General features: G+C 61.1%; 21 protein-coding genes and 1 pseudogene. 6 read left to right on the forward strand and 16 right to left on the reverse strand.

The annotated features are described in order from the left end of the window. Nucleotides 1-76 precede the first annotated feature (76 nt). The 5 genes from pyk to gcl all read right to left on the reverse strand — a co-directional run bounded on the left by pyk (nucleotide 77) and on the right by gcl (nucleotide 6579). Nucleotides 77-1492, reverse strand: a complete 1416-nt coding sequence (pyk, locus tag J3A71_RS09205; protein WP_060519360.1) for a pyruvate kinase — start codon at nucleotides 1490-1492, stop codon at nucleotides 77-79. After that, nucleotides 1489-2763, reverse strand: coding sequence for a glycerate kinase (locus tag J3A71_RS09210; RefSeq protein WP_024717675.1), 1275 nt, complete (start codon nucleotides 2761-2763; stop codon nucleotides 1489-1491). The genes pyk and J3A71_RS09210 overlap by 4 nt, the downstream gene beginning before the upstream one ends. A gap of 178 nt (nucleotides 2764-2941) precedes the next feature. Continuing rightward, on the reverse strand, nucleotides 2942-3835 hold the full coding sequence (locus tag J3A71_RS09215) for a 2-hydroxy-3-oxopropionate reductase (RefSeq protein WP_016488375.1): 894 nt from the start codon (nucleotides 3833-3835) through the stop codon (nucleotides 2942-2944). Between the two features lie 89 nt (nucleotides 3836-3924). After that, on the reverse strand, nucleotides 3925-4749 hold the full coding sequence (hyi, locus tag J3A71_RS09220) for a hydroxypyruvate isomerase (protein ID WP_016488374.1): 825 nt from the start codon (nucleotides 4747-4749) through the stop codon (nucleotides 3925-3927). A 54-nt stretch (nucleotides 4750-4803) separates the two neighbouring features. Next, nucleotides 4804-6579: a glyoxylate carboligase gene (gene gcl, locus J3A71_RS09225; RefSeq protein ID WP_016488373.1), complete on the reverse strand. Its 1776-nt coding sequence runs from the start codon at nucleotides 6577-6579 to the stop codon at nucleotides 4804-4806. Between the two features lie 257 nt (nucleotides 6580-6836). Here gcl and J3A71_RS09230 point away from each other — a divergent pair, with 257 nt between their 5' ends. Continuing rightward, the gene (locus J3A71_RS09230) at nucleotides 6837-7277 is read left to right on the forward strand and encodes a heme-binding protein (RefSeq protein ID WP_016488372.1); all 441 of its coding nucleotides are present in this window, start codon (nucleotides 6837-6839) and stop codon (nucleotides 7275-7277) included. Nucleotides 7278-7412: 135 nt separating this feature from the next. Here the strand turns inward: J3A71_RS09230 and J3A71_RS09235 are convergent, their stop codons facing one another. Beyond that, nucleotides 7413-8024 carry a TetR/AcrR family transcriptional regulator gene (locus J3A71_RS09235; RefSeq protein WP_010955036.1) on the reverse strand — a complete coding sequence of 204 codons (612 nt, stop codon included), beginning with the start codon at nucleotides 8022-8024 and terminating at the stop codon, nucleotides 7413-7415. 132 nt (nucleotides 8025-8156) lie between these two features. Here J3A71_RS09235 and J3A71_RS09240 point away from each other — a divergent pair, with 132 nt between their 5' ends. Further along, nucleotides 8157-9071, forward strand: a complete 915-nt coding sequence (locus tag J3A71_RS09240; protein WP_016488371.1) for a DUF808 domain-containing protein — start codon at nucleotides 8157-8159, stop codon at nucleotides 9069-9071. A 130-nt stretch (nucleotides 9072-9201) separates the two neighbouring features. On the opposite strand, the gene J3A71_RS09245 is transcribed toward J3A71_RS09240, so the two are convergent. The 8 genes from J3A71_RS09245 to puuE form a co-directional block, all read right to left on the reverse strand. Then, nucleotides 9202-11145: an LTA synthase family protein gene (locus J3A71_RS09245; RefSeq protein WP_016488370.1), complete on the reverse strand. Its 1944-nt coding sequence runs from the start codon at nucleotides 11143-11145 to the stop codon at nucleotides 9202-9204. Nucleotides 11146-11403: 258 nt separating this feature from the next. Beyond that, a complete protein-coding gene (locus J3A71_RS09250) occupies nucleotides 11404-12186 on the reverse strand; it encodes an outer membrane protein OmpK (protein WP_016488369.1) in 783 nt (260 codons plus the stop codon). Nucleotides 12187-12539: 353 nt separating this feature from the next. Next, the gene (locus J3A71_RS09255; protein ID WP_023047851.1) at nucleotides 12540-13325 is read right to left on the reverse strand and encodes an outer membrane protein OmpK; all 786 of its coding nucleotides are present in this window, start codon (nucleotides 13323-13325) and stop codon (nucleotides 12540-12542) included. Between the two features lie 140 nt (nucleotides 13326-13465). Further along, nucleotides 13466-14821, reverse strand: coding sequence for a nucleobase:cation symporter-2 family protein (locus J3A71_RS09260; RefSeq protein ID WP_016488367.1), 1356 nt, complete (start codon nucleotides 14819-14821; stop codon nucleotides 13466-13468). A 225-nt stretch (nucleotides 14822-15046) separates the two neighbouring features. Then, entirely contained in the window at nucleotides 15047-16375 is a 1329-nt protein-coding gene (locus tag J3A71_RS09265; RefSeq protein ID WP_016488366.1) for a urate hydroxylase PuuD, read from the reverse strand. A 43-nt stretch (nucleotides 16376-16418) separates the two neighbouring features. Then, the gene (locus J3A71_RS09270; protein WP_016488365.1) at nucleotides 16419-16922 is read right to left on the reverse strand and encodes an ureidoglycolate lyase; all 504 of its coding nucleotides are present in this window, start codon (nucleotides 16920-16922) and stop codon (nucleotides 16419-16421) included. A gap of 48 nt (nucleotides 16923-16970) precedes the next feature. Continuing rightward, the gene (uraD, locus tag J3A71_RS09275; RefSeq protein ID WP_016488364.1) at nucleotides 16971-17486 is read right to left on the reverse strand and encodes a 2-oxo-4-hydroxy-4-carboxy-5-ureidoimidazoline decarboxylase; all 516 of its coding nucleotides are present in this window, start codon (nucleotides 17484-17486) and stop codon (nucleotides 16971-16973) included. Beyond that, nucleotides 17486-18412 carry an allantoinase PuuE gene (gene puuE, locus J3A71_RS09280; RefSeq protein WP_016488363.1) on the reverse strand — a complete coding sequence of 309 codons (927 nt, stop codon included), beginning with the start codon at nucleotides 18410-18412 and terminating at the stop codon, nucleotides 17486-17488. The genes uraD and puuE overlap by 1 nt, the downstream gene beginning before the upstream one ends. A gap of 399 nt (nucleotides 18413-18811) precedes the next feature. Between puuE and uraH the strand changes: the two genes are divergently transcribed. After that, on the forward strand, nucleotides 18812-19165 hold the full coding sequence (uraH, locus tag J3A71_RS09285; protein WP_003254328.1) for a hydroxyisourate hydrolase: 354 nt from the start codon (nucleotides 18812-18814) through the stop codon (nucleotides 19163-19165). A gap of 200 nt (nucleotides 19166-19365) precedes the next feature. Then, nucleotides 19366-19599, forward strand: a pseudogene (locus tag J3A71_RS09290) (RHS repeat-associated core domain-containing protein); the annotation flags it as partial. Nucleotides 19600-20091: 492 nt separating this feature from the next. On the opposite strand, the gene J3A71_RS09295 reads toward J3A71_RS09290, so the two are convergent. Then, entirely contained in the window at nucleotides 20092-21411 is a 1320-nt protein-coding gene (locus J3A71_RS09295; protein ID WP_219740318.1) for an NCS2 family permease, read from the reverse strand. Between the two features lie 313 nt (nucleotides 21412-21724). Between J3A71_RS09295 and J3A71_RS09300 the strand changes: the two genes are divergently transcribed. Together J3A71_RS09300 and aqpZ are read left to right on the forward strand one after the other, a co-directional pair. After that, nucleotides 21725-22480 (forward strand): GntR family transcriptional regulator, encoded by a 756-nt coding sequence (locus J3A71_RS09300; RefSeq protein ID WP_012273431.1) that lies wholly within the window; start codon nucleotides 21725-21727, stop codon nucleotides 22478-22480. A 150-nt stretch (nucleotides 22481-22630) separates the two neighbouring features. Further along, complete coding sequence (aqpZ, locus tag J3A71_RS09305; protein WP_096426581.1) at nucleotides 22631-23329, forward strand: aquaporin Z; 699 nt, start codon at nucleotides 22631-22633, stop codon at nucleotides 23327-23329. Here the strand turns inward: aqpZ and guaD are convergent. Then, complete coding sequence (gene guaD / locus J3A71_RS09310; RefSeq protein WP_016488360.1) at nucleotides 23326-24630, reverse strand: guanine deaminase; 1305 nt, start codon at nucleotides 24628-24630, stop codon at nucleotides 23326-23328. The two genes, aqpZ and guaD, sit on opposite strands and share 4 nt — an antisense overlap. Nucleotides 24631-24637 lie beyond the last annotated feature (7 nt).

The following is a 24637-nucleotide window of genomic DNA, read 5'->3' on the forward strand; positions in this document are numbered from 1 at the left end:
CCCACAGGTAAAGCGCTTTCCTTGGGACAGCGGCGTACTTGTGGGAGCGGGCTTGCCCCGCGAAAGGGCCTTTGGATCAGATCAAAGTCTCGATCCGCAGCGTGTTAGTCGAGCCTGGCTTGCCGAAAGGCACACCGGCAGTGATCAGCAGCGTGTCGCCACGGCTGGCCATGCCTTGCGCCTGGGCAATCTCCAGGGCGGTGGAAACCACTTCGTCCACCTGACGCAGGCGGTCGTTGACCACCGAATGCACGCCCCAGGCCACGCTGAGGCGGCGCGCGGTGTTCAGGTTCGGTGTCAGGTTGAGGATCGGTGCCCGTGGCCGCTCGCGTGCAGCGCGCAGGGTCGAGGCGCCTGACTCGCTGTAGTTGACCAGCACCGCCACCGGCAGGATGCCGCTGATGCGGCGGATGGCGCAGCTGATGGCGTCCGACACGGTGGCCTCGGCTTTTGGCCGGCCAACGTCGAGCTGGGCCTGGTAGTCCGGGCCGTTTTCCACCTGGCGTATGATCTTGCTCATCATCTGCACGGCCTCCAACGGGTAGTCACCCGAGGCAGTCTCAGCCGACAACATGACCGCATCGGCACCTTCGGCCACGGCGTTGGCCACGTCGGTGACTTCGGCCCGGGTCGGCGCTGGGGAGAAACGCATGGACTCGAGCATCTGCGTGGCCACCACCACCGGTTTGCCCAGCTGGCGGCAGGTGCTGATGATGCGCTTCTGGATTTGCGGCACGCTTTCGGCCGGCACTTCCACGCCAAGGTCACCGCGGGCCACCATGATTGCGTCTGACAGTTCGGCGATGGCTTGCAGTTGTTCGACTGCCGACGGCTTCTCGATCTTGGCCATCAGGTAGGCACGGTCGCCAATCAGCTGGCGGGCTTCAACGATGTCCTCAGGGCGCTGTACAAACGACAGGGCCACCCAGTCCACGCCCAGTTCCAGGCCAAAGGCCAGGTCGCGGCGGTCCTTTTCGGTGAGCGGGGACAGGTCGAGTACTGCTTGCGGTACGTTGACGCCCTTGCGGTCGGACAACTCGCCACCGTTCAGCACTTCAGTGTCGATGGCGTCGTTGTGCTTGGCGGTGACGCGCAGGCGCAGCTTGCCGTCGTCCAGCAAAAGGTCCATGCCGGGCTCAAGGGCTGCGATGATTTCAGGGTGTGGCAGGTTGACCCGACGGCTGTCGCCCGGGGTCTTGTCCAGGTCCAGGCGCAGGGCCTGGCCGCGTTGCAGCTGCACCTTGCCTTCAGCGAAGCGGCCCACGCGCAGCTTCGGCCCCTGCAGGTCCATGAGGATACCCAGCGGGTAGTTCAGTTGCTGCTCCACTTCGCGGATCCACTGGTAACGCAGGGCGTGGTCAGCGTGTTCGCCGTGGCTGAAGTTGAGGCGGAAGATGTTCACCCCGGCTTCGACCAGTTGGCGGATGTCGTCGATGCCGTTGATCGCAGGGCCGAGGGTGGCGAGGATCTTTACTTTTTTATCAGGCGTCATGATTGGGCAGTCTCGAGGATCAGGATGGCGCGGAAGTCGTTGACGTTGGTGCGGGTCGGTTCGGTGACGATCAGCGCATCCAGCGCGGCGAAATAGCCATAGCCGTTGTTGTTGTCCAGCTCGTCGCTGGCCGACAGGCCCAGGGCCTCGGCGCGGGCGTAGCTGCCTGGGGTCATGAAGGCACCGGCGTTTTCTTCCGAGCCATCGATGCCGTCGGTGTCGCCGGCCAAGGCGTATACGCCCGCGAGGCCTTTCAGGCTTTCAGTGAGGCTGAGCAGGAACTCGGCGTTGCGCCCGCCACGGCCATTGCCGCGTACGGTCACAGTGGTTTCGCCGCCTGACAGGATCACGCAGGGTGCCTTCAGTGGCTGGCCATGCTGGACGATCTGCCGGGCGATACCGGCGTGCACCTTGGCCACCTCGCGTGATTCGCCTTCCAGGTCGCCGAGGATCAGCGGGCTGAAACCTGCCTGTCGGGCTTTTACCGCAGCGGCTTCGAGCGATTGCTGGGGTTTGGCAATCAGCTGGAAGTGGCTGCGAGCCAGGGCCGGGTCATCGGCCTTGACGGTTTCCGAAGCCGGGTTGTTCAGCCAGTCGATGACTGCTTTGGGCGCTTCGATGTTGTAGCGTTTCAAAATAGCCAGGGCGTCAGCCGACGTGCTCGGGTCGGCCACGGTGGGGCCAGAGGCGATCACGGTGGCAAGGTCGCCCGGTACATCGGAAATGGCATAGGTGTAGACCGTGGCCGGCCAGCAGGCCTTGGCCAGGCGGCCGCCCTTGATCGCCGAGAGGTGCTTGCGCACGCAGTTCATCTCGCCGATGGTGGCGCCGGATTTGAGCAGTGCCTTGTTGATCTGTTGCTTGTCGGCCAGGGTAAGGCCCTCGGCCGGCAGTGCCAGCAGGGCGGAACCACCGCCAGACAGCAGGAAGATGACGCGGTCGTCTTCATTGAGGTTGCTGACCAGCTCCAGCACGCGCTTGGCTACCGCCAGGCCGGCGGCGTCGGGGACCGGGTGGGCGGCTTCGACCACCTCGATCTTCTGGCAGTTGGCGCCGTGGCCGTAACGGGTCACGACCAGGCCGGAAACTTCGCCCTGCCAGCTTTTCTCGACCACTTCGGCCATGGCGGCTGCGGCCTTGCCGGCGCCGATGACGATGACCCGGCCGCTACGGTCGGCGGGCAGGTAGGGTTCGAGGACTTGGCGGGGGTGGGCGGCAGCGATGGCTGTGTCGAACAGCTCGCGGAGAATTTTTTGCGGATCGACCGACATGGCAGGCTCCCAGTTATTGTTGTTCTGCAAAACCAAAAACGCCCCTGGAACTGCCTCCGTGCAGGCCGAACCAGGGGCGGGTGTTGCTCGGTGCTCCCGCTGAACCTGTGGTCGCAGGTTCAGCGGTGTTGGCTTCTTCGCGCCGAACCGCCGCGAAGAGGCCGGTACGGTCTACAACTTACTTGTCGCCGCGGATCGAGAAGTTGGCCATGTGCTCCAGGCCTTTGATCAGCGCCGAGTGGTCCCAGTTACCGCCACCCAGGGCCTGGCAGGTGTTGAACACTTGCTGGGCATTGGAGGTGTTGGGCAGGTTGATGCCCAGTTCCTTGGCACCTTGCAGGGCAAGGTTCAGGTCTTTCTGGTGCAGGTTGATGCGGAAGCCTGGGTCGAAGGTGCCTTTGATCATGCGCTCTGCGTGCACTTCGAGGATTTTCGACGAAGCAAAGCCGCCCATCAGTGCTTCACGCACCTTGGCCGGGTCGGCGCCGTTCTTGGCGGCAAACAGCAGGGCTTCGGCCACGGCCTGGATGTTCAGGGCGACGATGATCTGGTTGGCAACCTTGGCGGTCTGGCCGTCACCGTTACCACCCACGCGGGTGATGTTCTTGCCCATGGCTTCGAACAGCGGCAGGGTGCGCTCGAAGGCTTTCGGGCAGCCACCGACCATGATGCTCAGGGTCGCGGCCTTGGCGCCGACTTCACCACCGGACACCGGGGCGTCCAGGTAGGCTGCGCCGGTTGCCTTGATTTTTTCGGCGAACGCTTTGGTGGCGGTAGGCGAGATCGAGCTCATGTCGATCACGACCTTGTTCGGGCCCACGCCTTCGGCAACGCCGTTTTCACCGAACAGTACGGCTTCCACCTGCGGGGTGTCCGGCACCATGACGATGATGAATTCGGCTTCCTGGGCAACTTCTTTCGGGTTGGCCAGGGCCACTGCACCGGCGGCGATCAGGTCGGCTGGCGCGGCGTCGTGGTGGGTGGAAACGAACAGGCTGTGACCTGCTTTTTGCAGGTTTTGGGCCATGGGCTTGCCCATGATGCCGGTGCCGATGAAACCGATTTTAGCCATGATAATGTGCCTCTTATATTTGTTGATACCTGACTGCGGGGCTGCCACAAAACCCTGTGGGAGCGGGCTTGCCCCGCGAATGCGATCGGTCAGGCAATGGAGGTGTCTTTGCGGGCGCTTTCGCGGGACAAGCCCGCTCCCACATGGGTTTTCAGCCAGCCCAGGCCCGCTTCGGTGGTGGTCTTGGGCTTGTACTCCGCGCCCACCCAGCCCTGGTAGCCAATGCGGTCCAGGTGCTCGAACAAGAAGCGGTAGTTGATTTCGCCAGTACCAGGCTCGTGACGGCCCGGGTTGTCGGCCAGCTGAATGTGGTTGATCAGCTGGAGGTTGGTTTCCATGGTGCGAGCCAGGTCACCTTCCATGATCTGCATGTGGTAGATGTCGTACTGCAGGAACAGGTTGTCACTGCCCACTTCAGCCTGGATTTCCAGCGCTTGCTGGGTGGTGTTCAGGTAGAAGCCCGGGATGTCGCGGGTGTTGATCATTTCCATGACCAGACGAATACCGGCAGCCTTGAGCTTGTCGGCGGCGTAGCGCAGGTTCTCCACGAAGGTCTTGCGCACGGTGGCGCAGTCCGGGCCTTGTGGGCGAATGCCGGCCAGGGCGTTGACCTGGGTATTGCCCAGCACCTTGGCGTACTCGATGGCCTTGTCGACACCGGCACGGAATTCTTCGATGCGGTCGGGGTGGCAGGTGATACCGCGCTCACCCTTGGCCCAGTCGCCAGCAGGCAGGTTGAAAAGCACCTGGGTCAGGCCGTTGGCTTCTAGCTGCTGCTTGATGTCGGCAGCGCTGAAGTCATACGGGAACAGGTATTCGACGCCGCTGAAACCAGCATCGGCGGCAGCCTTGAAGCGGGCCAGGAAGTCCTGTTCGGTGAACAGCATGGACAGGTTGGCAGCGAAGCGAGGCATGAGTTGTCTCCTTGCGTTGAAGGCCCCCAGGGCGTGCCTGGGGGCGTCAGGCGATCAGTCCAGCATCGAGATGGCGGTTGGCGCGTCGTTGCCGACCAGCGCCAGGTCTTCGAACTCGTTGACCGCGTTGATCTCGGTGCCCATGGAAATGTTGGTCACGCGCTCGAGGATCACTTCGACCACGACCGGCACGCGGAACTCTTCGGCCATCTTCTGTGCCTTGAGCAGGGCAGGGGCGATCTCAGCCGGCTCGAATACGCGAATGGCCTTGCAGCCCAGACCTTCGACCACTGCAACGTGGTCGACACCGTAGGTGGCGGCGTCGGTCGAGTTGATGTTCTCGAACGCCAGTTGTACACAGTAATCCATGTCGAAGCCACGCTGCGCCTGACGGATCAGACCCAGGTAGGCGTTGTTCACCAGTACGTGGACGTACGGCAGGTTGAACTGCGCGCCAACTGCCAGTTCTTCGATCATGAACTGGAAGTCGTAGTCACCCGACAGCGCGACCACCTTGCGTTTCGGGTCTGCTTTCACTACACCCAGTGCGGCAGGAATGGTCCAGCCCAGCGGGCCGGCCTGGCCGCAGTTGATCCAGTGGCGTGGCTTGTAAACGTGCAGGAACTGCGCGCCGGCAATCTGCGACAGACCGATGGTGCTGACGTAGGTGGTGTCCTTGCCGAATACCTGGTTCATCTCTTCGTACACGCGCTGCGGCTTGACCGGCACGTTGTCGAAGTGGGTCTTGCGTTGCAGGCTGGCTTTGCGCTGCTGGCAGTCTTCCAGCCAGGCAGCACGGTCTTTCAGTTTGCCAGCGGCTTTCCACTCGCGGGCCACTTCCAGAAACACGTCCAGGGCCTTGCCGGCGTCGGACACGATACCCAGGTCCGGGGTGAATACGCGGCCGATCTGGGTCGGTTCGATGTCGACGTGCACGAACTTGCGGCCTTCGGTGTAGACATCGACGGAGCCGGTGTGGCGGTTGGCCCAGCGGTTACCGATACCGAACACCAGGTCGGATTTGAGCAGGGTGGCGTTGCCGTAGCGGTGCGAAGTTTGCAGCCCGACCATGCCGACCATTTGTGCGTGGTCGTCCGGGATGGTGCCCCAGCCCATCAGGGTCGGGATTACCGGTACGCCGGTCAGTTCGGCGAACTCGACCAGCTTGTCGCTGGCATCGGCGTTGATGATGCCGCCACCGGCTACCAGCAGCGGACGCTCGGCGTCGTTGAGCAGGGCCAGGGCTTTTTCAGCCTGTACGCGAGTGGCGGACGGCTTGTTGACGGCCAGCGGCTCGTAGGCGTCGATGTCGAATTCGATTTCGGCCATCTGCACGTCGAACGGCAGGTCGATCAGTACCGGGCCTGGGCGGCCGGTGCGCATTTCATAGAAGGCCTTCTGGAAGGCGTAAGGCACCTGGCCTGGCTCCAGAACGGTGGTTGCCCACTTGGTCACCGGCTTGACGATGCTGGTGATGTCGACGGCCTGGAAGTCTTCTTTGTGCAGGCGTGCACGCGGGGCCTGGCCGGTGATGCAGAGGATCGGGATGGAGTCGGCCGAGGCGCTGTACAGGCCGGTGACCATGTCGGTGCCGGCTGGCCCGGAAGTGCCGATGCACACGCCGATGTTGCCCGGGTTGGCACGGGTGTAGCCTTCGGCCATGTGCGAGGCACCTTCGACGTGGCGAGCGAGGACGTGATCGATGCCACCGACTTTCTTCAGGGCCGAGTACAACGGGTTGATGGCAGCCCCTGGGATGCCGAACGCGGTATCTACACCTTCACGGCGCATGACCAGAACGGCTGCATCGATTGCTCTCATTTTGCTCATGGGTTGTGCCTCATCGATTTTGTAATTGTATACAACTTGCTTTGCGATAGAGTGTATTCACGGCTGGCGGCTCAGGTCAATGGGTTTTCATCGGGTGGGCCAGGATTCGTCAGAGCGGCCGTGAAAACGGCTATTTGCGCCATCGCATACGATCGTTTCAAAATATTGTATACAAAAATGCCTTTCGTTGTGTTCTATTTGCCCTATCGGTTTTCAACTGCCCTCAGGGCTTCTCACAACAAGAAGAGGACCTTTCCATGAACGTCTTGAACCTGAAAGTCGCTGTCAGCCTGGTGAACGCCGCACTGGCGGCGGGCCGCAAGATCAATGCCGCGCCACTGACCGTGGCGGTGCTGGATGCCGGCGGGCACCTGCTGGCGCTTCAGCGTGAGGACGGCGCCAGCCTGATCCGGCCTGAGGTGGCCACTGGCAAAGCCTGGGGGGCGATTGCCCTGGGCAAGGGATCGCGCTTGCTGGCGCTGGATGCGCAGCAACGGCCGGCGTTTTTTGCCGCATTGAACGGGATGGGCGAGCGGCCGGTGGTGCCGGCGCCGGGGGGCGTGCTGATCCGTGATCAGGACGGCAAGGTGCTGGGTGCGGTAGGGATCAGCGGCGATACGTCGGATATCGACGAGCAGTGTGCAATCAGTGCAATCGAGGAGGTGGGTATGAAGGCGGATGCGGGTGTAGCAGCCTAAATCGCTGTGGCCTGATCTGGCCACAGCGCCGGCAAGCCAGCTCCCACAGGTACACCACAGTGATCAGGAACTGTGGAAATCCTGTGGGAGCTGGCTTGCCGGCGATTGGGCTGCAAAGCAGCCCCACTGGCCCTGTCAGGCTGCTTCAGGCTCACAGCCTTTCAAGACCATGCGGATGATGGTCTCGGCTGCCGCGTCATAATCGCTGTCGGCCAGCTTGGCCTTGCCGGTCACCGCAGAAATCTGCCAGTCAAAATCTGCATAGGTCTGTGTCGCCGCCCAGATGCTGAACATCAGGTGGTGCGCATCCACGTGGGCGATCTGCCCGCGGTCGATCCAGCGCTGGATGCACTCGATGTTGTGCCGGGCCTGTTCGTTCAGCTGCTCTACCTGGTTCGGCGACAGGTGCGGGGCGCCGTGCATGATCTCGCTGGCAAAAACCTTGGAGGCGTGTGGCAGGTCGCGCGAAATGCGGATCTTCGAACGAATGTACGCACTCAATACTTCCTTCGGGTCGCCGTCGGCATTGAACGGCGTCGACGCCTGCATGATTGGCGCGATGATGCTTTCCAGGACCTCGCGGTAGAGGTTGTCCTTGGACTTGAAGTAGTAATACACGTTCGGCTTGGGCAGGCCGGCCTTGGCCGCGATATCGCTGGTCTTGGTGGCGGCGAAGCCCTTGTCGGCGAATTCCTCGCTGGCCGCGCGCAGGATCAGTTCCTTGTTGCGCTCGCGAATGGTGCTCATGGTCAGGGATCTTCCTCGTGTCTGGCCACCTCTAAGAGGGATCGGGCATGGTAGCACCGGGCTCGACGGGCGCTCAAGGCAGCGGCTTTGGGCTAGAATCCGTGGCACACACTTATCGGGATACAGGCAAACATGGCAGGAAGCAGTCTACTGGTACTGATCGACGACATCGCCACGGTGCTTGATGACGTCTCGCTAATGACCAAGGTGGCGGCAAAAAAAACTGCAGGTGTGCTGGGCGATGACCTGGCGCTGAACGCTCAGCAGGTTACCGGTGTGCGTGCCGAGCGGGAGGTCCCGGTGGTGTGGGCGGTGGCCAAGGGGTCATTCGTCAACAAGGCAATCCTGGTGCCGGCGGCGCTGCTGATCAGCGCGTTCATTCCGTGGGCAGTGACGCCGCTGTTGATGATCGGTGGTGCCTACCTGTGCTTCGAAGGCTTCGAGAAGCTGGCGCACAAGTTCTTGCACAGCAAGGAAGAGGACGACGCGCAGCACAAGGCGCGAAAGGAAGCCGTGGCTGATGCCAATGTCGACCTGGTGGCCTTCGAGAAGGCCAAGATCAAGGGCGCGGTGCGCACCGACTTCATCCTGTCGGCCGAGATCATTGCCATTACCCTGGGTACCGTGGCCGATGCGCCGCTGAGCCAGCAGATCATCGTGCTGTCGGGCATCGCCATCGTCATGACCATCGGCGTATACGGGCTGGTGGCGGGTATCGTCAAGCTCGATGACCTGGGGTTGTGGATGACCCAAAAGGCGTCTAGCGTGACCCAGGCCGTCGGCAACGGCATCCTGCGGGCTGCGCCCTACATGATGAAGAGCCTGTCGGTGATCGGCACGGCGGCGATGTTTTTGGTCGGCGGTGGGATTCTGGTGCATGGCATCGAGCCGCTGCATCACGCCATCGAAGCGTTCAGCGAGGGGCGCGGTGGCGCCCTGACCGGGGCGCTGCTAAACGGTCTTGTCGGGGTGGTGGCCGGTGCCGTGGTACTGGCGGTGGTAGCGATTGCCGGCAAATTGTGGCGGGCGATCCGGCCGGGCACATGAGGCTGCAGGGCCGGGGCTTTGCCCACAAGTACACTGCAAACCTCAGAAACAGCTTTAACCCTGTGGCAGCGGGCAAGCCCGCGAACACCGGCAAAGCCGGTGCCATATACCGCGTTGTTGGCTCACGGGTTTATTGTTCTACCACCGCACCTTGATCCTGTGGTTTCCAGGCCAGCAGCCCTTTGCTGAAGTCGTTTGCCGCACTCTGGTAGTACGCGATAGCCCGGCGGATCAGCGGGTTGTCGCTGGTGGCTGCCATTTCCCGGCTGTTGCCCAAGGCATCCTGGTGCACCCGCATGCCGCCGCGTGGGCTGAGGATCGCCAGGTCCTTGCCGTCGAACAGCCCCAAGTGCTGGTAGTTGCCGATCAAGACCCGTGGCGGCAAGGCATCCTCACCCAGCAGGTCGCGGCCAAAGAAGGTTGAGGTGTAGCTGAGGTTGAGCAGGCCGAGCAAGGTCGGTGCAAGGTCGATCTGGCTGGCCAGTTGTGCGTCTTCGCGCGGGGCGATCAGTTTGGGTGCATAGATCCACAGCGGAATCTGGTAATTGCTCACCGGCAAGTCTTCCACGCCGGCGCTACCGGCGGTGTGGTCGGCGACGAAGACGAACAACGTATTGTCAAACCACGGCTTGCCCTTGGCCTCGCGCAGGAACTGGGCGATGGCATGGTCGGTGTACTTCACGGCACCTTCGCGGCCGTCGCCCGAGGGGATGTCGATGCGGCCGTCCGGGTAGGTATAAGGGCGGTGGTTGGAGGTGGTCATCAGTTGTAGCAAGAACGGCTGCTGCTTGGCATGGTCGGCATCGGCCAGTTTCAGCGCCTGCCGATACAGGTCTTCATCGGCCATGCCCCAGGCATTCTTGAAGCCGATTTCGCTTTCATCCACGCTGCTTTGGTCGACGATGCGGTAACCGTTGCCGCTGAAGAAGGCGTTCATGTTGTCGAAGTATCCGCGCCCACCATAGACGAACACGGGGTCATAGCCGACTGCAGCCAGTTGCTGGCCGAGGCTGCCGTAGCCGCTTTCACGGCCGATGCGTTTGACAATGGAGCGCCCCGGCGTTGGCGGAATCGACAGGGTAATGGCCTCCAGGCCGCGATCGGTACGGGTGCCGGTGGCATAGAAGTTGTTGAAGTACAGGCTCTCGCGGCGCAAGGCATCCAGGTTGGGCGTGAGGTTGCGCGGGTCGCCGTTGCTGCCCATGTACTTGGCGCTGAAACTCTCGATGGTGACCAGGATGATGTTGGGCTTGCGTGGCTCGCCGCTGGCGCTGATGTGGCGGCGAATGTCCTCGGGCTCGCTGGCCTGGAACCGTGCGTTGGGCTCGGCCAGTTCCTGGTGCATCTGCGCACCGGCTTGTGCTGCGTCGAGGCTGGCATAGAACTGGGTGTAGTCGAGTTCGTTGTTACGGAACGCGGCAAAGAACTGATACGGTCCGTTACTGGCCAACTCGCGCTGGTAGGCATTGCCGCCCTGGCCGCGGGGGAACTGCTGGTCGACCAGCAGCGCGCTCAACCCGCCTAGCACTGCCAGCAGCGCAATACCGCCCAGGCGCTGGCGCAGGTTGGCGCTGGGCGCTGCCAGCGCCCGGGCCAGTGGTTTGTGCAGGATCAGGGCAAGCAGCACCGCAACCACGGCAATACAGCCCAACAGGGTCGGTAGCGGGTAGGACTCGCGGATGTTGTCCAGCACCTCCTTGGAGTACACCAGGTAGTCGACGGCGATGAAGTTGAAGCGTACCCCGAACTCGTCCCAGAACAGCCACTCGGCCACGGCGACGAACAGCATCACGAACAGGCTGACAACCAGCACCCCGCTCATCAGCCGGTGGTGCCAGCGTGTGCGCCACAAGGCGGCCGGGCACACTGCCAGGTACAACCCCAGCGGCAGTGCGGCGTAGGTGAGGAAGCTCAGGTCGTAAAGGGCCCCACTGAAGAGCAGTGAGAGGTAGTCGCCATGGACTTCATCCAGATGGGTAGCCAGCAATATCAGGCGGGTCAGCAGGAAAATGCCAAACCACAGTGAGCAAACTAACAGAAGATACCGCCAGGGGGCGGTGAGGGAGGTGCGCATTAAGTAGGCCTGTTTTCTTTTTTTGAATGCAGAAGACAAGCATGCTAAAGGGCGGAGTGCAAAAAAATTGTCAAAACAGAGGGGGCTATGGTGCTATTTGATGTGTTGTTGATTGTCTTGATGCTGTGTTTTTTTAAGGCGAGACTTAATGCAATTAAGAACTATCTGAATCCGCTGTAGGAAATTACTTACATGATGCGCATGGAATTGCACGTGACAACGCGTTAAAAATACAACGCGCTGTCACGTTTCAGCGCATCAGAAGTGCACTTTTACCAGGAAACTCATGGTGTTCTGGTCGGTGGTAAAGGCATCGCTGTCCTTGATGCCATATTTGTTTTTCCAGTAGTCGTATTCCACACCCACATACAGTTGTTTCTCGCCCAGGTGCAGCGCCTTGCCCAGGTCATACTTGATCTGCGGGTTGAAATGCAGGTTGGCGTGGTAGGTACCGCGGCGGTTTTCGTCGTTGTCCACCACCCAGTCCATGAAGCCATCAATCAGCACATCGGAATCGCCCACCGGGATGGTGTACGACCATACCGGGGTGATCTGCCATACGTTGTCGCCCGCGCGGCTGCCGTCGGTGGTGCGGTTGTAGAAGTTCAGCTGGAAGTAGTCGAAGCCGGGAATGGCCAGGTCGAAACCTGGGCCGATCAGGTACGACTCGGTGTCACCCTCGCCAAACTCGTAGGTCATCGCCAGCAGCACATCCTTGACCGGGCCGAACTCGACCTTCTGGTCGAAGATCTTGTTGAACGACAGGCGTGGGCTGATCTCACCGTAATAGGTGTTCGGGCCGTTGCCGGCATCTTTCTGGCCTTGGTAGAAGATCTTGTCGACAAAGATGAAGTTGTCGCCGTACTTCCAGCCATCGGCGTGTTCGAACGTGACGGTTTGCTGAATGGCCGGGTTGACCTTGAAGTTCTTGCCCCACAGGTAAGTCAGGCTGTTGTTCTGCCATTGCAGCAGGTCGCCGCCGAAGGTGGTGCCGCAGGCCAGCAGGCCGCCGGCGAGGATCAGGCTGTTGATGGTACGCATTGCGAGTGTCGCTCCCTTGATTGATCTGTTGTCAGCGCTCGTTGATGGCGCTTTTGTTGTCTTGCGAGTCAGCTTTTTTCGATAGGCCACAGCTGTTTGGCAAGGGTTGGGCCAACTTTTCCGGGTTGGCAAAACCTTCCTGCTCGACTTCGTTCTGAACGGATGAAAAGGGTCTTTCAGGCTGGCAACACGTTGGCCAACCGCCCGTATTCATTGACTGAGCGGTCAGTAAACGCAGGCAGAATCCGTTCTGCCCTGATCGAGGGGGCGCGCAGATTACTGGCTTGCGCGCCGCGCCTCAAGTGCTCCGTCCTGGAGCGTGCTGTATCAAACTTGTGCGTTTGGTCAGCTTCTTAGAAGTGTACTTTGATTAGCGCACTGGCGACACTCTGGTTGCTCTCCAGGTTGCCGCGGCTATCGATGCCATATTTGTCCTTCCAGTAGCTGTACTCAAAGCCCACGTACAGCTGCTTGGCGCCCAGGTTCAGCGCCTTGCCCAGGTCGTATTTGACCTGCGGGTTGAAGTGCAGGTTGGCGTGGTAGGTGCCCCGACGTGTCTGGTCGTTGTCGGGGACCCAGTCCATGTAACCGTCGATCAGAATGTCCGACCTGCCCACCGGGATGGTGTAGGACCAGCCGGGGGTGATCTGCCAGACGTTGTCGCCTGGGCGGCTGCCTTCGGTGTTGCGCACGTAGAAGTTGAGGGTGAAATAGTTGAAGCCGGGGATGTTCAGGTCAAAGCCGGGGCCGATCAGGTAGGCTTCGTTGTCGCCTTCGCCCCGCTCGTAGGTCATGGCCAGCAGCACGTCCTTGATCGGGCCGAAGGCCAGCTTCTGGTCGAAGATCTTGCCGAACGACAGGCGCGGGCTGAACTCGCCGTAGTAGGTGGTCACGCCTTTGCTGGCGTCGGCTTTGCCGTTGTAGAAGATCTTGTCGACGAACATGAAGGTGTCGCCGTACTTCCATTTGTTGGCGTGCTCGAACGTGATGGTCTGTTGGATATCAGGGTTGACCTTGAAGTCCTTGCCATACAGGTATGTCAGGCTTTCGCCATGCCATTGCAGCCATTCGCCTGCATGCGAGGGTAGGGTGGCCAGCAGGCTGCTGCCCAACAACAGGGACGTGGTGATGCGCTTCATGTTGTGATTCCCGGACTTATTGTTTTTGTTGGCGGTTTTTTTGGCGCAAAAGCACCCCGGGCGACCCATTCCGGCGGGTCGACGGCGTAGCGGTTACTGCAGGTGTAGGTGAGGGGCGGCAATGCGCCGCCCCTGCAGGCTCAATGCTGGTGACAGACGTCGTTGTGCACCGCGCGGTCGGCGCCACCGAGGATGTTGAACAGAACGTTCAACACCAGGGCACTGACCGTGGCCATGGCGATACCACTGTGGGTGATGGGTTCCATCCACTGCGGCATCTGGGCAAAGAACTCAGGACGCACCACGGGAATCAACCCGAAGCCGACGCTCACCGCCACCAGCAACTGGTTGCGGCGGTCGCCGATGTCCGCCTCCTGAAGAATCTTGATCCCGGTGGCGGTGACCATGCCGAACATGGCAATGGAGGCACCGCCCAGTACCGCAGGCGGGATCGAGGCAATCAGGAAGGCCGCCTTGGGCAGCAGGCTGAGCAGGATCAGCAATGCACCGGCCACGATGGTGACAAAGCGGCAGCGCACCCCGGTCATCTGCACCAGGCCGATGTTCTGGGCGAACGAGGAGTGGGTGAAGGTGTTGAAGAAGCCGGCAATGAACGATGCACCGGCATCGCACAGCAGGCCGCGACGCAGCATCCCTGGCGTGACTTCGCGATCAGTCACCTTGCCCAGGGCCAGGAACATGCCGGTGGACTCGACGAAGATGATCACCACCACCAGGCACATCGACAGGATCGGCGCCAGGCTGAAGGTCGGCATGCCGAAGTGCAGTGGAGTTACCACCTGCAACCACGGAGCGTCTTTCAGGCCAGACAGGTCGACCATGCCGATGGAGCCGGCCAGGATGTAGCCAAGGCCCATGCCTACCAGTACCGACACGTTGACCCAGAAGCCGCGCATGAAGCGGTTGATCAGCAATATCACCGCCAGCACCAGACCGGCCACCAGCAGGTAGATGGGCGAGCCGAAGGTTTCGGCTTCATGGCCGCCACCGGCCCAGTTGACCGCCACCGGGAACAGCGACAGGCCAATCGAGGTGATCACCGTACCGGTGACCAGCGGCGGGAAGAAGCGCACGACTTTGGACATGAACGGCGCGATCAGCATGCCGAAGAACCCGGCGGCGATGGTCGCGCCGAAGATCCCCTGCAGGCCTACGCCGGGCATGCCGGCCATGGCCACCATGCTGCCGACGGCAGCGAAACTGGCACCCATCATCACCGGCATGCGGATGCCCACCGGGCCGATACCGAACGACTGGATAATGGTGGCGACGCCAGCGACCAGCAGGTCGGCGTTGATCAGGAATGCGACTTCTTCACGGGACAACCCGGCGGCTTGGCCGATGATCAACGGCACGGCAATCGCGCCACCGTACATCAGCAGAACGTGTTGCAGGCCAACCAGGAACAGTTGGAACAGGGGCAAGGGTTCGCGCGGCGGCGCAATGGGAATATACGCCTTGCGTGACTCGGACATGCAGCACCTCGAGTTTTGTTTTTATTCTCGGATCCAAGCGACAAGCTCCAAGCGGCAAGCTTCAGGAAGAAGCTTGGATTTCCCGCTGTGAATGCTGACGCTCGATGCTTGCTTGTTGCGTAACACATGAAGCTTTGAGGCCGGGGCTACCGGCCTGTTCGCGGGCAAGCCCGCTCCCACAGGGGAGGTGATCCCCCTGGGAGCGGGTTGGCTGGCGAGGTGCTATCAGTTGACCTGGGCGCCTTTGGCGATCCAGTCGCCGACGAGCTTGCGCTCTTCGGTGGTCATCTGGGTGATGTTGCCCAGCGGCATGATCTGGCTGGCGACCGCTTGCGCCTGGATGCGCGCGGCCTGGGCCTGGATCTGCTGCGGGGTGTCGAACATCACGCCGGCAGGGGCGGCGCTGAACAGTGGGCTGGTCGGCTTGGACGAGTGGCACACGGTGCAGCGTTCCTGGATGACATTGTGGATCTTGTCGAAGTCGCCACCGCCGGCCTGGGCAGCGGCCTGGGCCGGTGCTTGCGCAGGTGCAGCCGGCGCTTCGGCAGCCTTGGCGGCGTCTTCGGCGCGCTGCTCGGCAGCGGTCTTGCCACCGACGGCAGTCGCAGGCAGCGGCTGGTACTCCACTTTCGCTGCGGCTTGCTCAGGGCTTACGGCCATCGGTTTCGGACCGGTGACGTAGGCCAGGCAGATCATCGCCAGGGCGCCGACCGGCAGGGTCCAGGCGTACTTGTTGCTGTCGTGGCGGGTGTTGAAGTAGTGGCGGATCAGAACCGCAGCTACCGCAATACCGGCCAGGATCAGCCAGTTGTACTGGCTACCGTAGGTGCTCGGGAAATGGTTGCTGATCATGATGAACAGCACCGGCAGGGTGAAGTAGTTGTTGTGACGCGAGCGCAGCAGGCCCTTGGCCGGCAGTACCGGGTCGGGTGTCTGGTTGTTCTCGATCGCCGCCACCAGCTGGCGCTGGGCCGGCATGATGATGCGGAACACGTTACCGACCATGATGGTGCCGATGATCGCGCCGGTGTGCAGGTATGCACCACGGCCGCTGAACACCAGGCTGAAGCCCCAGCAGGCGGCGATGATCAGCACGAACAGCACACCGCCGAGCAGCGCTGGCTTCTTGCCCAGGGGCGAGTCGCACAGGAAGTCGTAGATGAACCAGCCAGCGATCAGCGAGCCGATACCGATGGCCACGCCTTCGGCACCGCTCAGGGTGCTGCCAGGTGCCAGCAGGTACAAGGCTGGGTTCCAGTAGAACACCACGCACAGCAGGGCGATACCGGACATCCAGGTAAAGTAGGCTTCCCATTTGAACCAGTGCAGGTTCTCGGGCATTTTCGGGGGCGCGAGTTTGTATTTCTCCAGGTGGTAGATACCACCGCCGTGAATCGCCCAGAGATCACCCGACAACCCATCGCGCGGGTTGCTTCGGTTCAGGTGGTTCTCCAGCCAGACGAAGTAGAACGATGCACCGATCCAGGCGACACCGGTGATCATGTGAACCCAGCGAATGCTCAGGTTCAGCCATTCGTGAAGGTGTGCTTCCACAGTATGTACCTCTGCCGATCACCTTGCGATGATCGACCTTTTCTTATTGGTGGGGATTGAGGATCAGCATCTGTTCCTCGGTGAAGTAATGCTCATCGCAGTTGTTGCCAGAACCACTGCGATCAACCACCAGGAAATCATCCCGCTTTTCGATCGTGAGCACCGGGTGGTGCCAAACGCCGCGATGGTAATTGATGCCCTGCCTGCCATTACTGCGGAAGGCGCGGACCAAGCCTGATACAGGTGCATCGCCAACGGGCGCGACCACGATCAGAAAGGGGTTGCCGAGCAGCGGGATGAAAGCCTGGCTGCCCAGCGGATGGCGTTCCAGCATGCGCACGGTCAGCGGCATGTCCAGCGCGTCGGCGCGGAAGATGCTGATGATCGCCTTGTCTTCGGGCTCGGCGGTCTCGACCGTGGCGAGCTTGTGGAAGCGCATGGTCGAGCCGTTGTTGATCATGAAGTGGTCGCTGCCGTCGGTTTCGATCACGTCTCCGAACTGGGCGAAGGCTTCTTTGGTCAGGGGCTCGATCATCAGGGTGCGCATGCGGGTCTCTCTTATATATTCGTTGTACTGAAAAGGTTCGGCTGCCGTTTACAACTGCAGCAGGCGGAACAGGGCGATCAGGTTGATCTGCGCCAGGGCTTCCTTGAATTCGGCATCGGCATCGTTGTGAATGCGCTTTTCAAAGGCGGCGAGGATCTGGTGCCGGTTGCTGCCCTTCACCGCCATGATGAACGGGAACTGGAACTTGGCCTTGTAGGCATCGTTCAGCTCGGTGAAGCGGGCGAACTCTTCGGCGGTGCACTGGTGGATACCGGCGCCGGCCTGTTCGTTAGTGCTCGATTCGGTCAGCTCGCCCTGGATGGCGGCCTTGCCGGCCAGGTCCGGGTGAGCATTGATCAGCGCCAGCTGGTCGGCGTGGTTGGCGCTGAGCAGGATGTCGCTCATGCGCTGGTGCAGCGCTTCGATCTCGTCCAGCTCGCTCAGCTGACCCAGGTCGTAGGCTTTTTCGGCAACCCAAGGCGAGTGCTCGTAGATGTCGGCGAAGGCCTCGACGAAGGCGTCACGGCTCAGGGCGGAGGGCTTGAGGGTGTTGAAGGCGGTCATCAGGCGTTCTCTTTCTTGTACGGGTGGGTGGCGTGCCAGTGGCGGGCGATATCCACGCGACGGGCGAACCAGACCTGGTCATGGCTTTTTGCGTAATCGACGAAGCGCTTGAGTGCAGCCAGGCGTGCCGGGCGGCCGACCAGGCGGCAGTGCAGGCCGATGGACAGCATTTTCGGTGCTTCGGCGCCTTCGGCGTACAGCACATCAAAGGCGTCTTTCAGGTACTGGAAGAACTGCTCGCCGCAGTTGAAACCCTGTACCTGGGTGAAGCGCATGTCGTTGGTGTCCAGGGTGTAGGGGATCACCAGGTGCGGCTTGCCGGTGGGGTTGTTCGGCTCCCAGTAGGGCAGGTCGTCGTCGTAGGTGTCGCTGTCGTACAAGAAACCACCTTCTTCCATCACCAGGCGGCGGGTGTTCGGGCCGGTGCGGCCGGTGTACCAGCCTACCGGGCGCTCGCCGGTGAGTTCGGTGAGGATGCGGATGGCTTCGAGCATGTGCTCGCGCTCCTGGGCCTCGTCCATGTTCTGGTAGTCGATCCAGCGGTAGCCGTGGCTGCAGATCTCGTGGCCGGCTTCGGCCATGGCGCGGATCACGTCGGGGTGGCGCTGGGCGGCCATGGCCACGGCGAAGACGGTCAGTGGCACGCCGCTGTCCTTGAACAGCTTCAGCAGACGCCACACGCCAGCACGGCTGCCGTATTCGTACAGCGACTCCATGCTCATGTTGCGCTGGCCCTGCAGCGGCTGGGCAGCGACCATCTCGGACAGGAAGGCTTCGGACTCTTTGTCACCGTGCAGGATGTTGCGTTCGCCACCTTCCTCGTAATTGAGGACGAAAGACAGCGCGATGCGAGCGTTGCCCGGCCATTGCGGGTGAGGAGGGTTGTTGCCGTAACCGATCAGGTCGCGAGGGTAGTCAGCGCTCACTGCAGTCTTCCTTCTTGTGCGTTAGTGCGGGTGGTGGGCGGGCCGCGTCGGTATGTCGCACCACCGGATGGGCTGATTGTATACAACTTCTGAAATCTTTTGTAAGCCTGTTTTTCCGCATTTCTTTCCTTTTGTCGCCGCGCAGCGACCTTGCAACACAGTGCAAGAAACCTGCCTGATTGGTCAGCTAATGACGTTTGCCTCGTTACGGTGCCTGTATTTGCGACCGGTGGGTCGTTTAAGGGCACGAAACGCTGGGGGCGACAGATGGGTTCAAAAAATTGTGTACAATTTAGCGATGGAATGTCTTAATGGCGTCATTCCCGCCTGCCGCAGGCGCTATGCTGGTGCGATGGCTGAGTATTTTTTGCCCACAGATTGAACAAGAGGCGACACGCAATGGGACGTTTGACCACACACGTACTGGATGCCGCGCATGGCTGCCCGGGCAGCTCGATCAAGGTCGAGCTGTACCGCGTCGAAGGCCAGCAGCTGGAGCTGGTGAACACCGCCCTGACCAACAGCGATGGCCGCGTCGACGCGCCGCTGCTGCAGGGTGACGACTACCGCACCGGTGTTTACCAGTTGCAGTTCAGCGCGGGTGATTACTACCGCGCCCGTGGCGTGCAGTTGCCGGCCCAGGCGTTTCTGGATGTTGTTGTGCTGCGCTTTGGCATCGACGAGTCGCAGGAGCACTACCACGTGCCGCTGCTGATCTCGCCGTACAGCTATTCGACCTATCGTGGAAGCTAGTTGGTCGCTAGAAGAATCTTCGTAGGTCCTTTGGCCCGCTCTCACACTGGCGGGCTTTTTTTCGTCTGCTGTATTTACATAGTGAAGTGAAACAACCCTTCGACTCACATTTTTGTCAGTAGTCGCATTTGGCGGTGTCTGTAATGATCAAGTGCACAACTCGTACTTGAGGACCACGCTTGGTGAACGCAAAAAATGTATATTCGCCTTATGGCTATCACTTGCCTAGCCAGGGTGTGCTCGGTTTCGAGGGTGATCGACGGGATCCAGTCACCGGACATTACCATTTGGGTAACGGTTATCGAGCATTCAACCCCTCTTTGATGCGGTTCAATAGCCCGGACAATCTGAGTCCGTTCGATCGAGGTGGCTTCAACGCCTATGCCTATTGCCAAGGGGACCCGGTGAATTACCAGGACCCAAGCGGTCATAGCATTTGGAGAATGCTGGCGAGCGCTCTACAGACGCCTAAGCGAGTGGAAACGATGACTGCGGTTTCCCGCGAGGTGAAATTTACACAATTACTGGGGTGGCATGGGACGAGTCGCAAAGAGCTGCCCTCGCTGCTCAAAGGTCTATCGTCAGGGCATTCAGAGGTTCATAGACAAGCTCAAGGGCCGGGGTTCTATGTTGCGCCAAGCCGTGATCATGCCCAAAAATACGCTGACGTCCACCCCGACGGTATCGTCTTGGCGGTAGTTGCAAGCGACGATATGAGCTTGGTTCCCGGCATTGGTTATAAAAAGGATGTGTTTGATGTAGTGGTTGTGAGAGAGCCCGCATTTGACGTTGTCAGGGTGCGTGAAGAGGTTCCGGAAGGAGCGACACGGGCTCGACTTCCTCGAACCGGTATCTTCGCGAAAATACCCGCACCGATTAGATAAAAATGAACGGGCGCCGAAACGCCCTTTTTAATGAACGCCTGCTCAGAGGAACACGAACTTTGCAATAAAGATCGCGCACAGCACCCACAGGCTGGCTGAGATTTCCTTGTACTTACCGGTACCCGCCTTCAGCGCCACGTAGCTAATAAAGCCCAGGGCAATGCCGTCGGCGACCGAGAAAGTCAGCGGCATCATGATCACCGTGACAATCGCCGGAATGCTGTCGGTAGCCTCATCCCAGTGTATGTGCGCCATGCTGCCCATCATCAGCATCGCTACATAGATCAGCGCCCCCGCCGTTGCATAGGGCGGAATCATCCCGGCCAGTGGGGCGAAGAACATCGCGGCGATGAACAGCAGGCCGACCACCACTGCCGTAAGGCCCGTACGGCCACCTGCGGCGACACCTGCGGCACTTTCCACATAGCTGGTGACCGGCGGCACGCCGACCACGGCCCCGAACACACTCGAAGCACTATCGGCCTTCAGTGCCTTCGACAGGTTTTCGATACGCCCGTCCGGCGCCACCAGGTTGGCCCGTTGCGCCACCCCCATCAAAGTGCCAGCCGTGTCGAACATGTGCACGAACAGAAACGCCAGCACCACGCTGATCATGCTGACGTTGAACACCCCGGCCACGTCCATGGCCATCCAGGTCGGTGCCAGGCTTGGCGGCATCGACATCACCCCGCCAAACGTGACCAGGCCCAGGCCCCAGCCTGCCAGGGTGACGCCAATGATGCTGATCAGGATCGCGCCGAATACCCGCTTGTAGCTGAGGATGGCAATCAGCAGAAAGCACACGGCCGCCAGCAGCGGCCCCGGCTCATGCAGCGAGCCCAGCTTGATCAGTGTGGCGGGGCTGTCGACGATGATGCCTGCCGTCTTCAGGCCGATCAGCCCGAGAAACAATCCGACGCCGGCCCCCATGGCATGGCGCAGGCTGACCGGGATGCTGTTGAGCAACCATTCGCGCACTTTCGACAAGGTCAGGAACATGAACAGCACGCCCGAGACAAACACTGCCCCCAGTGCCGTTTCCCAGTTGTAGCCCATGGTGCCGACCACGGTGTAGGTGAAGAAGGCGTTAAGCCCCATGCCCGGTGCCAGGCCCACCGGCCAGTTGGCGTACAGGCCCATCAGCAGGCAGCCCAGCGCGGCGGCGATGCAGGTGGCGACGAAGGCGGCACCATGGTCGATGCCGGCGTCGGCCATGATGTTGGGGTTGACGAAGATGATGTAGGCCATGGTGATGAAGGTGGTCACCCCGGCGATCATTTCGGTTTTGACGGTGCTGCCGTGTTGCTTGAGTTTGAAAATCCGCTCCAGCCAGCTCGTTTCGAGTGGTGGGGCGAGATCCAGCGTAGGGGCTTCGGATTTGCGGCTTTCCACAGCAGGTACTCCTCAAGTCTTTCTTGTTGTTATGGAGCCAGTTTCCTGCGCAATGCACTTGGCGGCTCCGCGAGGGAAGGCAGACGTCTGACCGTTTTGTTGACTCATGGGTCAAGAAGTTGCTCGGTGGATTATGCTTTTGTGTACAAAGAATGCAAATAATGTTTTATGTTTTGTGTGCGCAATGCGTCGTACAACGGCTATATAGGTAAAACGCCCCCTGCGGAATCGCCTCAGCCTGTGTACAATGGCGCCATACTTTCTCTTCGTGCCTCGAGAGCCCATGAACGAACAGCTGCAACCTCTGAAGAAACCTGCACGTGTCGGCAAGGCCGGCCGCAGCGGTACCCAGGACGATATCGTCTACGCGCACATTTTCGAGGCGATCCTCGAGCAGCGCCTGGCGCCGGGCACCAAGTTGAGCGAGGAAGCGCTGGGCGAAATCTTCGGCGTCAGCCGCACCATCATCCGCCGCGCCCTGTCGCGCCTGGCCCACGAAAGCGTGGTGCTGCTGCGGCCGAACCGCGGTGCAGTGGTGGCCAGCCCGACGGTGGAAGAGGCGCGCCAGGTGTTCTTCTCGCGACGCATGGTGGAGCGGGCCATCACCGAACTGGCCGTGCAGCACGCCACCCTGGATCAACTCAACGAGCTGCGGCAGATGGTGCGTGAGGAGCGCGACAGTTTCTCGCGCGGTGACCGCGGTGCCGGTATTCGTCTTTCCGGCGAGTTCCACCTCAAGCTGGCCGAAGCGGCGGGCAATGCACCCCTGGTGAGCTTCCAGCGCAGCCTGGTGTCGCAAACCTCACTGATCATTGCCCAGTACGAAAGCGGCAACCGCTCGCATTGTTCGTACGATGAGCACATGCAGCTGATCGATGCCATCGAGGCGCGTGATGCCGAGCAGGCCGTAAGCTTGATGATGCACCACATGGACCACATTGACAGCAAGCTGAACCTGGACGAGGAGAGTGCCTCGGACGATCTGCATGCGGTGTTCTCGCATTTGCTGAAAAAGCCCAAGGTTTCAGCGAAGGGTTGATCGTTTGCAAGGTGATTGAAGGGGGCTGCTTTGCAGCCCCCAGTCATTTCTGGCCATCAGCCAAAGGTCTGCTAAATTCTTGTGAGCAAACCTTCATCAAGCAGTTGGGCTTGCGCATTCGTTGCGTTCAACTTCTTGAGGAATGGGTTCATGAGCATGTCTTTGGGTAAACGTATGGGTGCCGAGCTGATCGGCACCTTCTGGTTAGTGCTTGGCGGCTGTGGCAGTGCAGTACTCGCAGCCAGTTCCCCTCTCGGCATCGGTGTGCTCGGTGTCGCCTTCGCCTTCGGCCTCACAGTGCTGACCATGGCCTTCGCCATCGGCCATATCTCTGGCTGTCACCTCAACCCTGCCGTGTCGTTCGGGCTGGTGGTGGGTGGGCGCTTTCCGGCCAAAGAGCTGCTGCCCTACGTGATCGCGCAGGTGATTGGCGCCATCCTGGCGGCCGGGGTGATCTACCTCATCGCCAGCGGCAAGGCCGGTTTCGAGTTGTCTTCGGGATTGGCTTCAAACGGCTACGCCGACCACTCGCCCGGCGGTTATACGCTGGGGGCGGGGTTCATCAGTGAAGTGGTGATGACGGCGATGTTCCTGGTGGTGATCATGGGCGCGACCGATTCGCGGGCGCCGGCAGGTTTTGCACCGATTGCCATCGGCCTGGCCCTGACCCTGATCCACCTGATCTCCATTCCGGTGACCAATACCTCGGTCAACCCCGCGCGTAGCACGGGGCCGGCCTTGTTCGTCGGCAGCTGGGCCCTGCAACAGCTGTGGCTGTTCTGGGTGGCGCCGCTTATTGGTGCTGCTATCGGCGGCGCGCTTTACCGGGGGCTTGCCAAAGAACCTTAGCGCTGGTGCACGCAACGCCCTGCAGCGTAGGTTTCACGCACAGTGCGGTCGTCGCCCAGGGTGGTGAGCACAAACAGGGTCTCTTCGATGCTGTTGGACTGCTGAATGCGGTAGTCCAGCAGCGGCGTGGCCTTGTAGTCCAGCACCACGAAGTCGGCATCGTTGCCCGGGCGCAGGCTGCCGATGCGGTCGTCCAGGCGCAGGGCGCGGGCGCCGCCGAGGGTGGCCAGGTACAGCGACTTGTACGGGTGCAGGCGCGCGCCCTGCAGCTGCATCACCTTGTACGCTTCGTTCAGGGTGTTGAGCAGCGAGAAGCTGGTGCCGGCGCCGACGTCGGTACCCAGGCCCACGTTGACTTTGAAGCGCTCGGCCTGGGGCAGGTTGAACAAGCCGCTGCCCAGGAACAGGTTGGAAGTGGGGCAGAAGGCCACGGCCGAGCCGGTTTCGGCCAGGCGCTGGCATTCGTCGTCGCACAGGTGCACGCCGTGGGCAAACACCGAGCGCTCGCCCAGCAGCTCGAAGTGGTCGTACACGTCCAGGTAACCCTTCTGCTCGGGGAACAGCGACTTGACCCAGTCGATTTCCTTGAGGTTTTCCGACAGGTGCGTGTGCATGTACACGCCGGGGTGTTCCTTCAGCAACTGACCAGCCAGTGCCAGCTGTTCAGGCGTGCTGGTCGGGGCGAAACGCGGGGTAACCGCGTAGTGCAGGCGGCCCTTGCCATGCCAGCGCTCGATCAGCGCTTTGCTGTCGGCGTAACCGGATTCGGCGGTGTCGGTCAGGTAGTCCGGCGCGTTGCGGTCCATCATCACCTTGCCGGCGATCAGGCGCAGGTCCAGGCGCTCGGCCTCTTCGAACAGGGCGTTGACCGATTCCGGGTGCACGCTGCCGAACACCAATGCAGTGGTGGTGCCGTTGCGCAGCAGTTCCTTGAGGAAGATTTTCGCCACCTGGTCGGCGTGCGCTTTGTCGGCGAACTGCTTTTCGCAGGGGAAGGTGTAAGTGTTCAACCAGTCCAGTAATTGCTCGCCGTAGGAGCCGATCATGCCGGTTTGCGGGAAATGGATATGGGTGTCGATAAAGCCTGGGGTGATCAGCGCGTCCTGGTAGTGCTCCACCGGGATGCCTGCGTCCAGGGTCGGCAGCAGTTCGCTGGCGTGGCCAATGGCGCTGATGCGCCCATCGTCGACCACCAGCAGGCCGTCTTCGAAGTACTCATGGGAAGCCTCCAGGCCCACCTCGGCCGGGTCGGCGATGCTGTGCAGGATGGCGGCGCGGTAGGCTTTACGGGTAACGGTCATAACACAC

The sequence above is a fragment of the Pseudomonas sp. PvP089 genome (genome assembly GCF_017875165.1).
GTDB lineage: Bacteria > Pseudomonadota > Gammaproteobacteria > Pseudomonadales > Pseudomonadaceae > Aquipseudomonas > Aquipseudomonas fortuita.

Bases quoted from the DNA above. Each gene is read 5' to 3' on its own strand.
- uraH (WP_003254328.1), top strand. From the start codon at position 18,812: ATGGGACGTTTGACCACACACGTACTGGATGCCGCGCATGGCTGCCCG.
- pyk (WP_060519360.1), bottom strand. From the start codon at position 1,492: ATGACGCCTGATAAAAAAGTAAAGATCCTCGCCACCCTCGGCCCTGCG.
- J3A71_RS09245 (WP_016488370.1), bottom strand. From the start codon at position 11,145: ATGCGCACCTCCCTCACCGCCCCCTGGCGGTATCTTCTGTTAGTTTGC.
- guaD (WP_016488360.1), bottom strand. From the start codon at position 24,630: ATGACCGTTACCCGTAAAGCCTACCGCGCCGCCATCCTGCACAGCATC.
- J3A71_RS09300 (WP_012273431.1), top strand. From the start codon at position 21,725: ATGAACGAACAGCTGCAACCTCTGAAGAAACCTGCACGTGTCGGCAAG.
- uraD (WP_016488364.1), bottom strand. From the start codon at position 17,486: ATGACCGCCTTCAACACCCTCAAGCCCTCCGCCCTGAGCCGTGACGCC.
- J3A71_RS09255 (WP_023047851.1), bottom strand. From the start codon at position 13,325: ATGAAGCGCATCACCACGTCCCTGTTGTTGGGCAGCAGCCTGCTGGCC.
- hyi (WP_016488374.1), bottom strand. From the start codon at position 4,749: ATGCCTCGCTTCGCTGCCAACCTGTCCATGCTGTTCACCGAACAGGAC.
- aqpZ (WP_096426581.1), top strand. From the start codon at position 22,631: ATGAGCATGTCTTTGGGTAAACGTATGGGTGCCGAGCTGATCGGCACC.
- gcl (WP_016488373.1), bottom strand. From the start codon at position 6,579: ATGAGCAAAATGAGAGCAATCGATGCAGCCGTTCTGGTCATGCGCCGT.
- J3A71_RS09240 (WP_016488371.1), top strand. From the start codon at position 8,157: ATGGCAGGAAGCAGTCTACTGGTACTGATCGACGACATCGCCACGGTG.
- J3A71_RS09210 (WP_024717675.1), bottom strand. From the start codon at position 2,763: ATGTCGGTCGATCCGCAAAAAATTCTCCGCGAGCTGTTCGACACAGCC.
- J3A71_RS09260 (WP_016488367.1), bottom strand. From the start codon at position 14,821: ATGTCCGAGTCACGCAAGGCGTATATTCCCATTGCGCCGCCGCGCGAA.
- J3A71_RS09215 (WP_016488375.1), bottom strand. From the start codon at position 3,835: ATGGCTAAAATCGGTTTCATCGGCACCGGCATCATGGGCAAGCCCATG.
- J3A71_RS09235 (WP_010955036.1), bottom strand. From the start codon at position 8,024: ATGAGCACCATTCGCGAGCGCAACAAGGAACTGATCCTGCGCGCGGCC.
- J3A71_RS09230 (WP_016488372.1), top strand. From the start codon at position 6,837: ATGAACGTCTTGAACCTGAAAGTCGCTGTCAGCCTGGTGAACGCCGCA.
- J3A71_RS09250 (WP_016488369.1), bottom strand. From the start codon at position 12,186: ATGCGTACCATCAACAGCCTGATCCTCGCCGGCGGCCTGCTGGCCTGC.
- J3A71_RS09270 (WP_016488365.1), bottom strand. From the start codon at position 16,922: ATGCGCACCCTGATGATCGAGCCCCTGACCAAAGAAGCCTTCGCCCAG.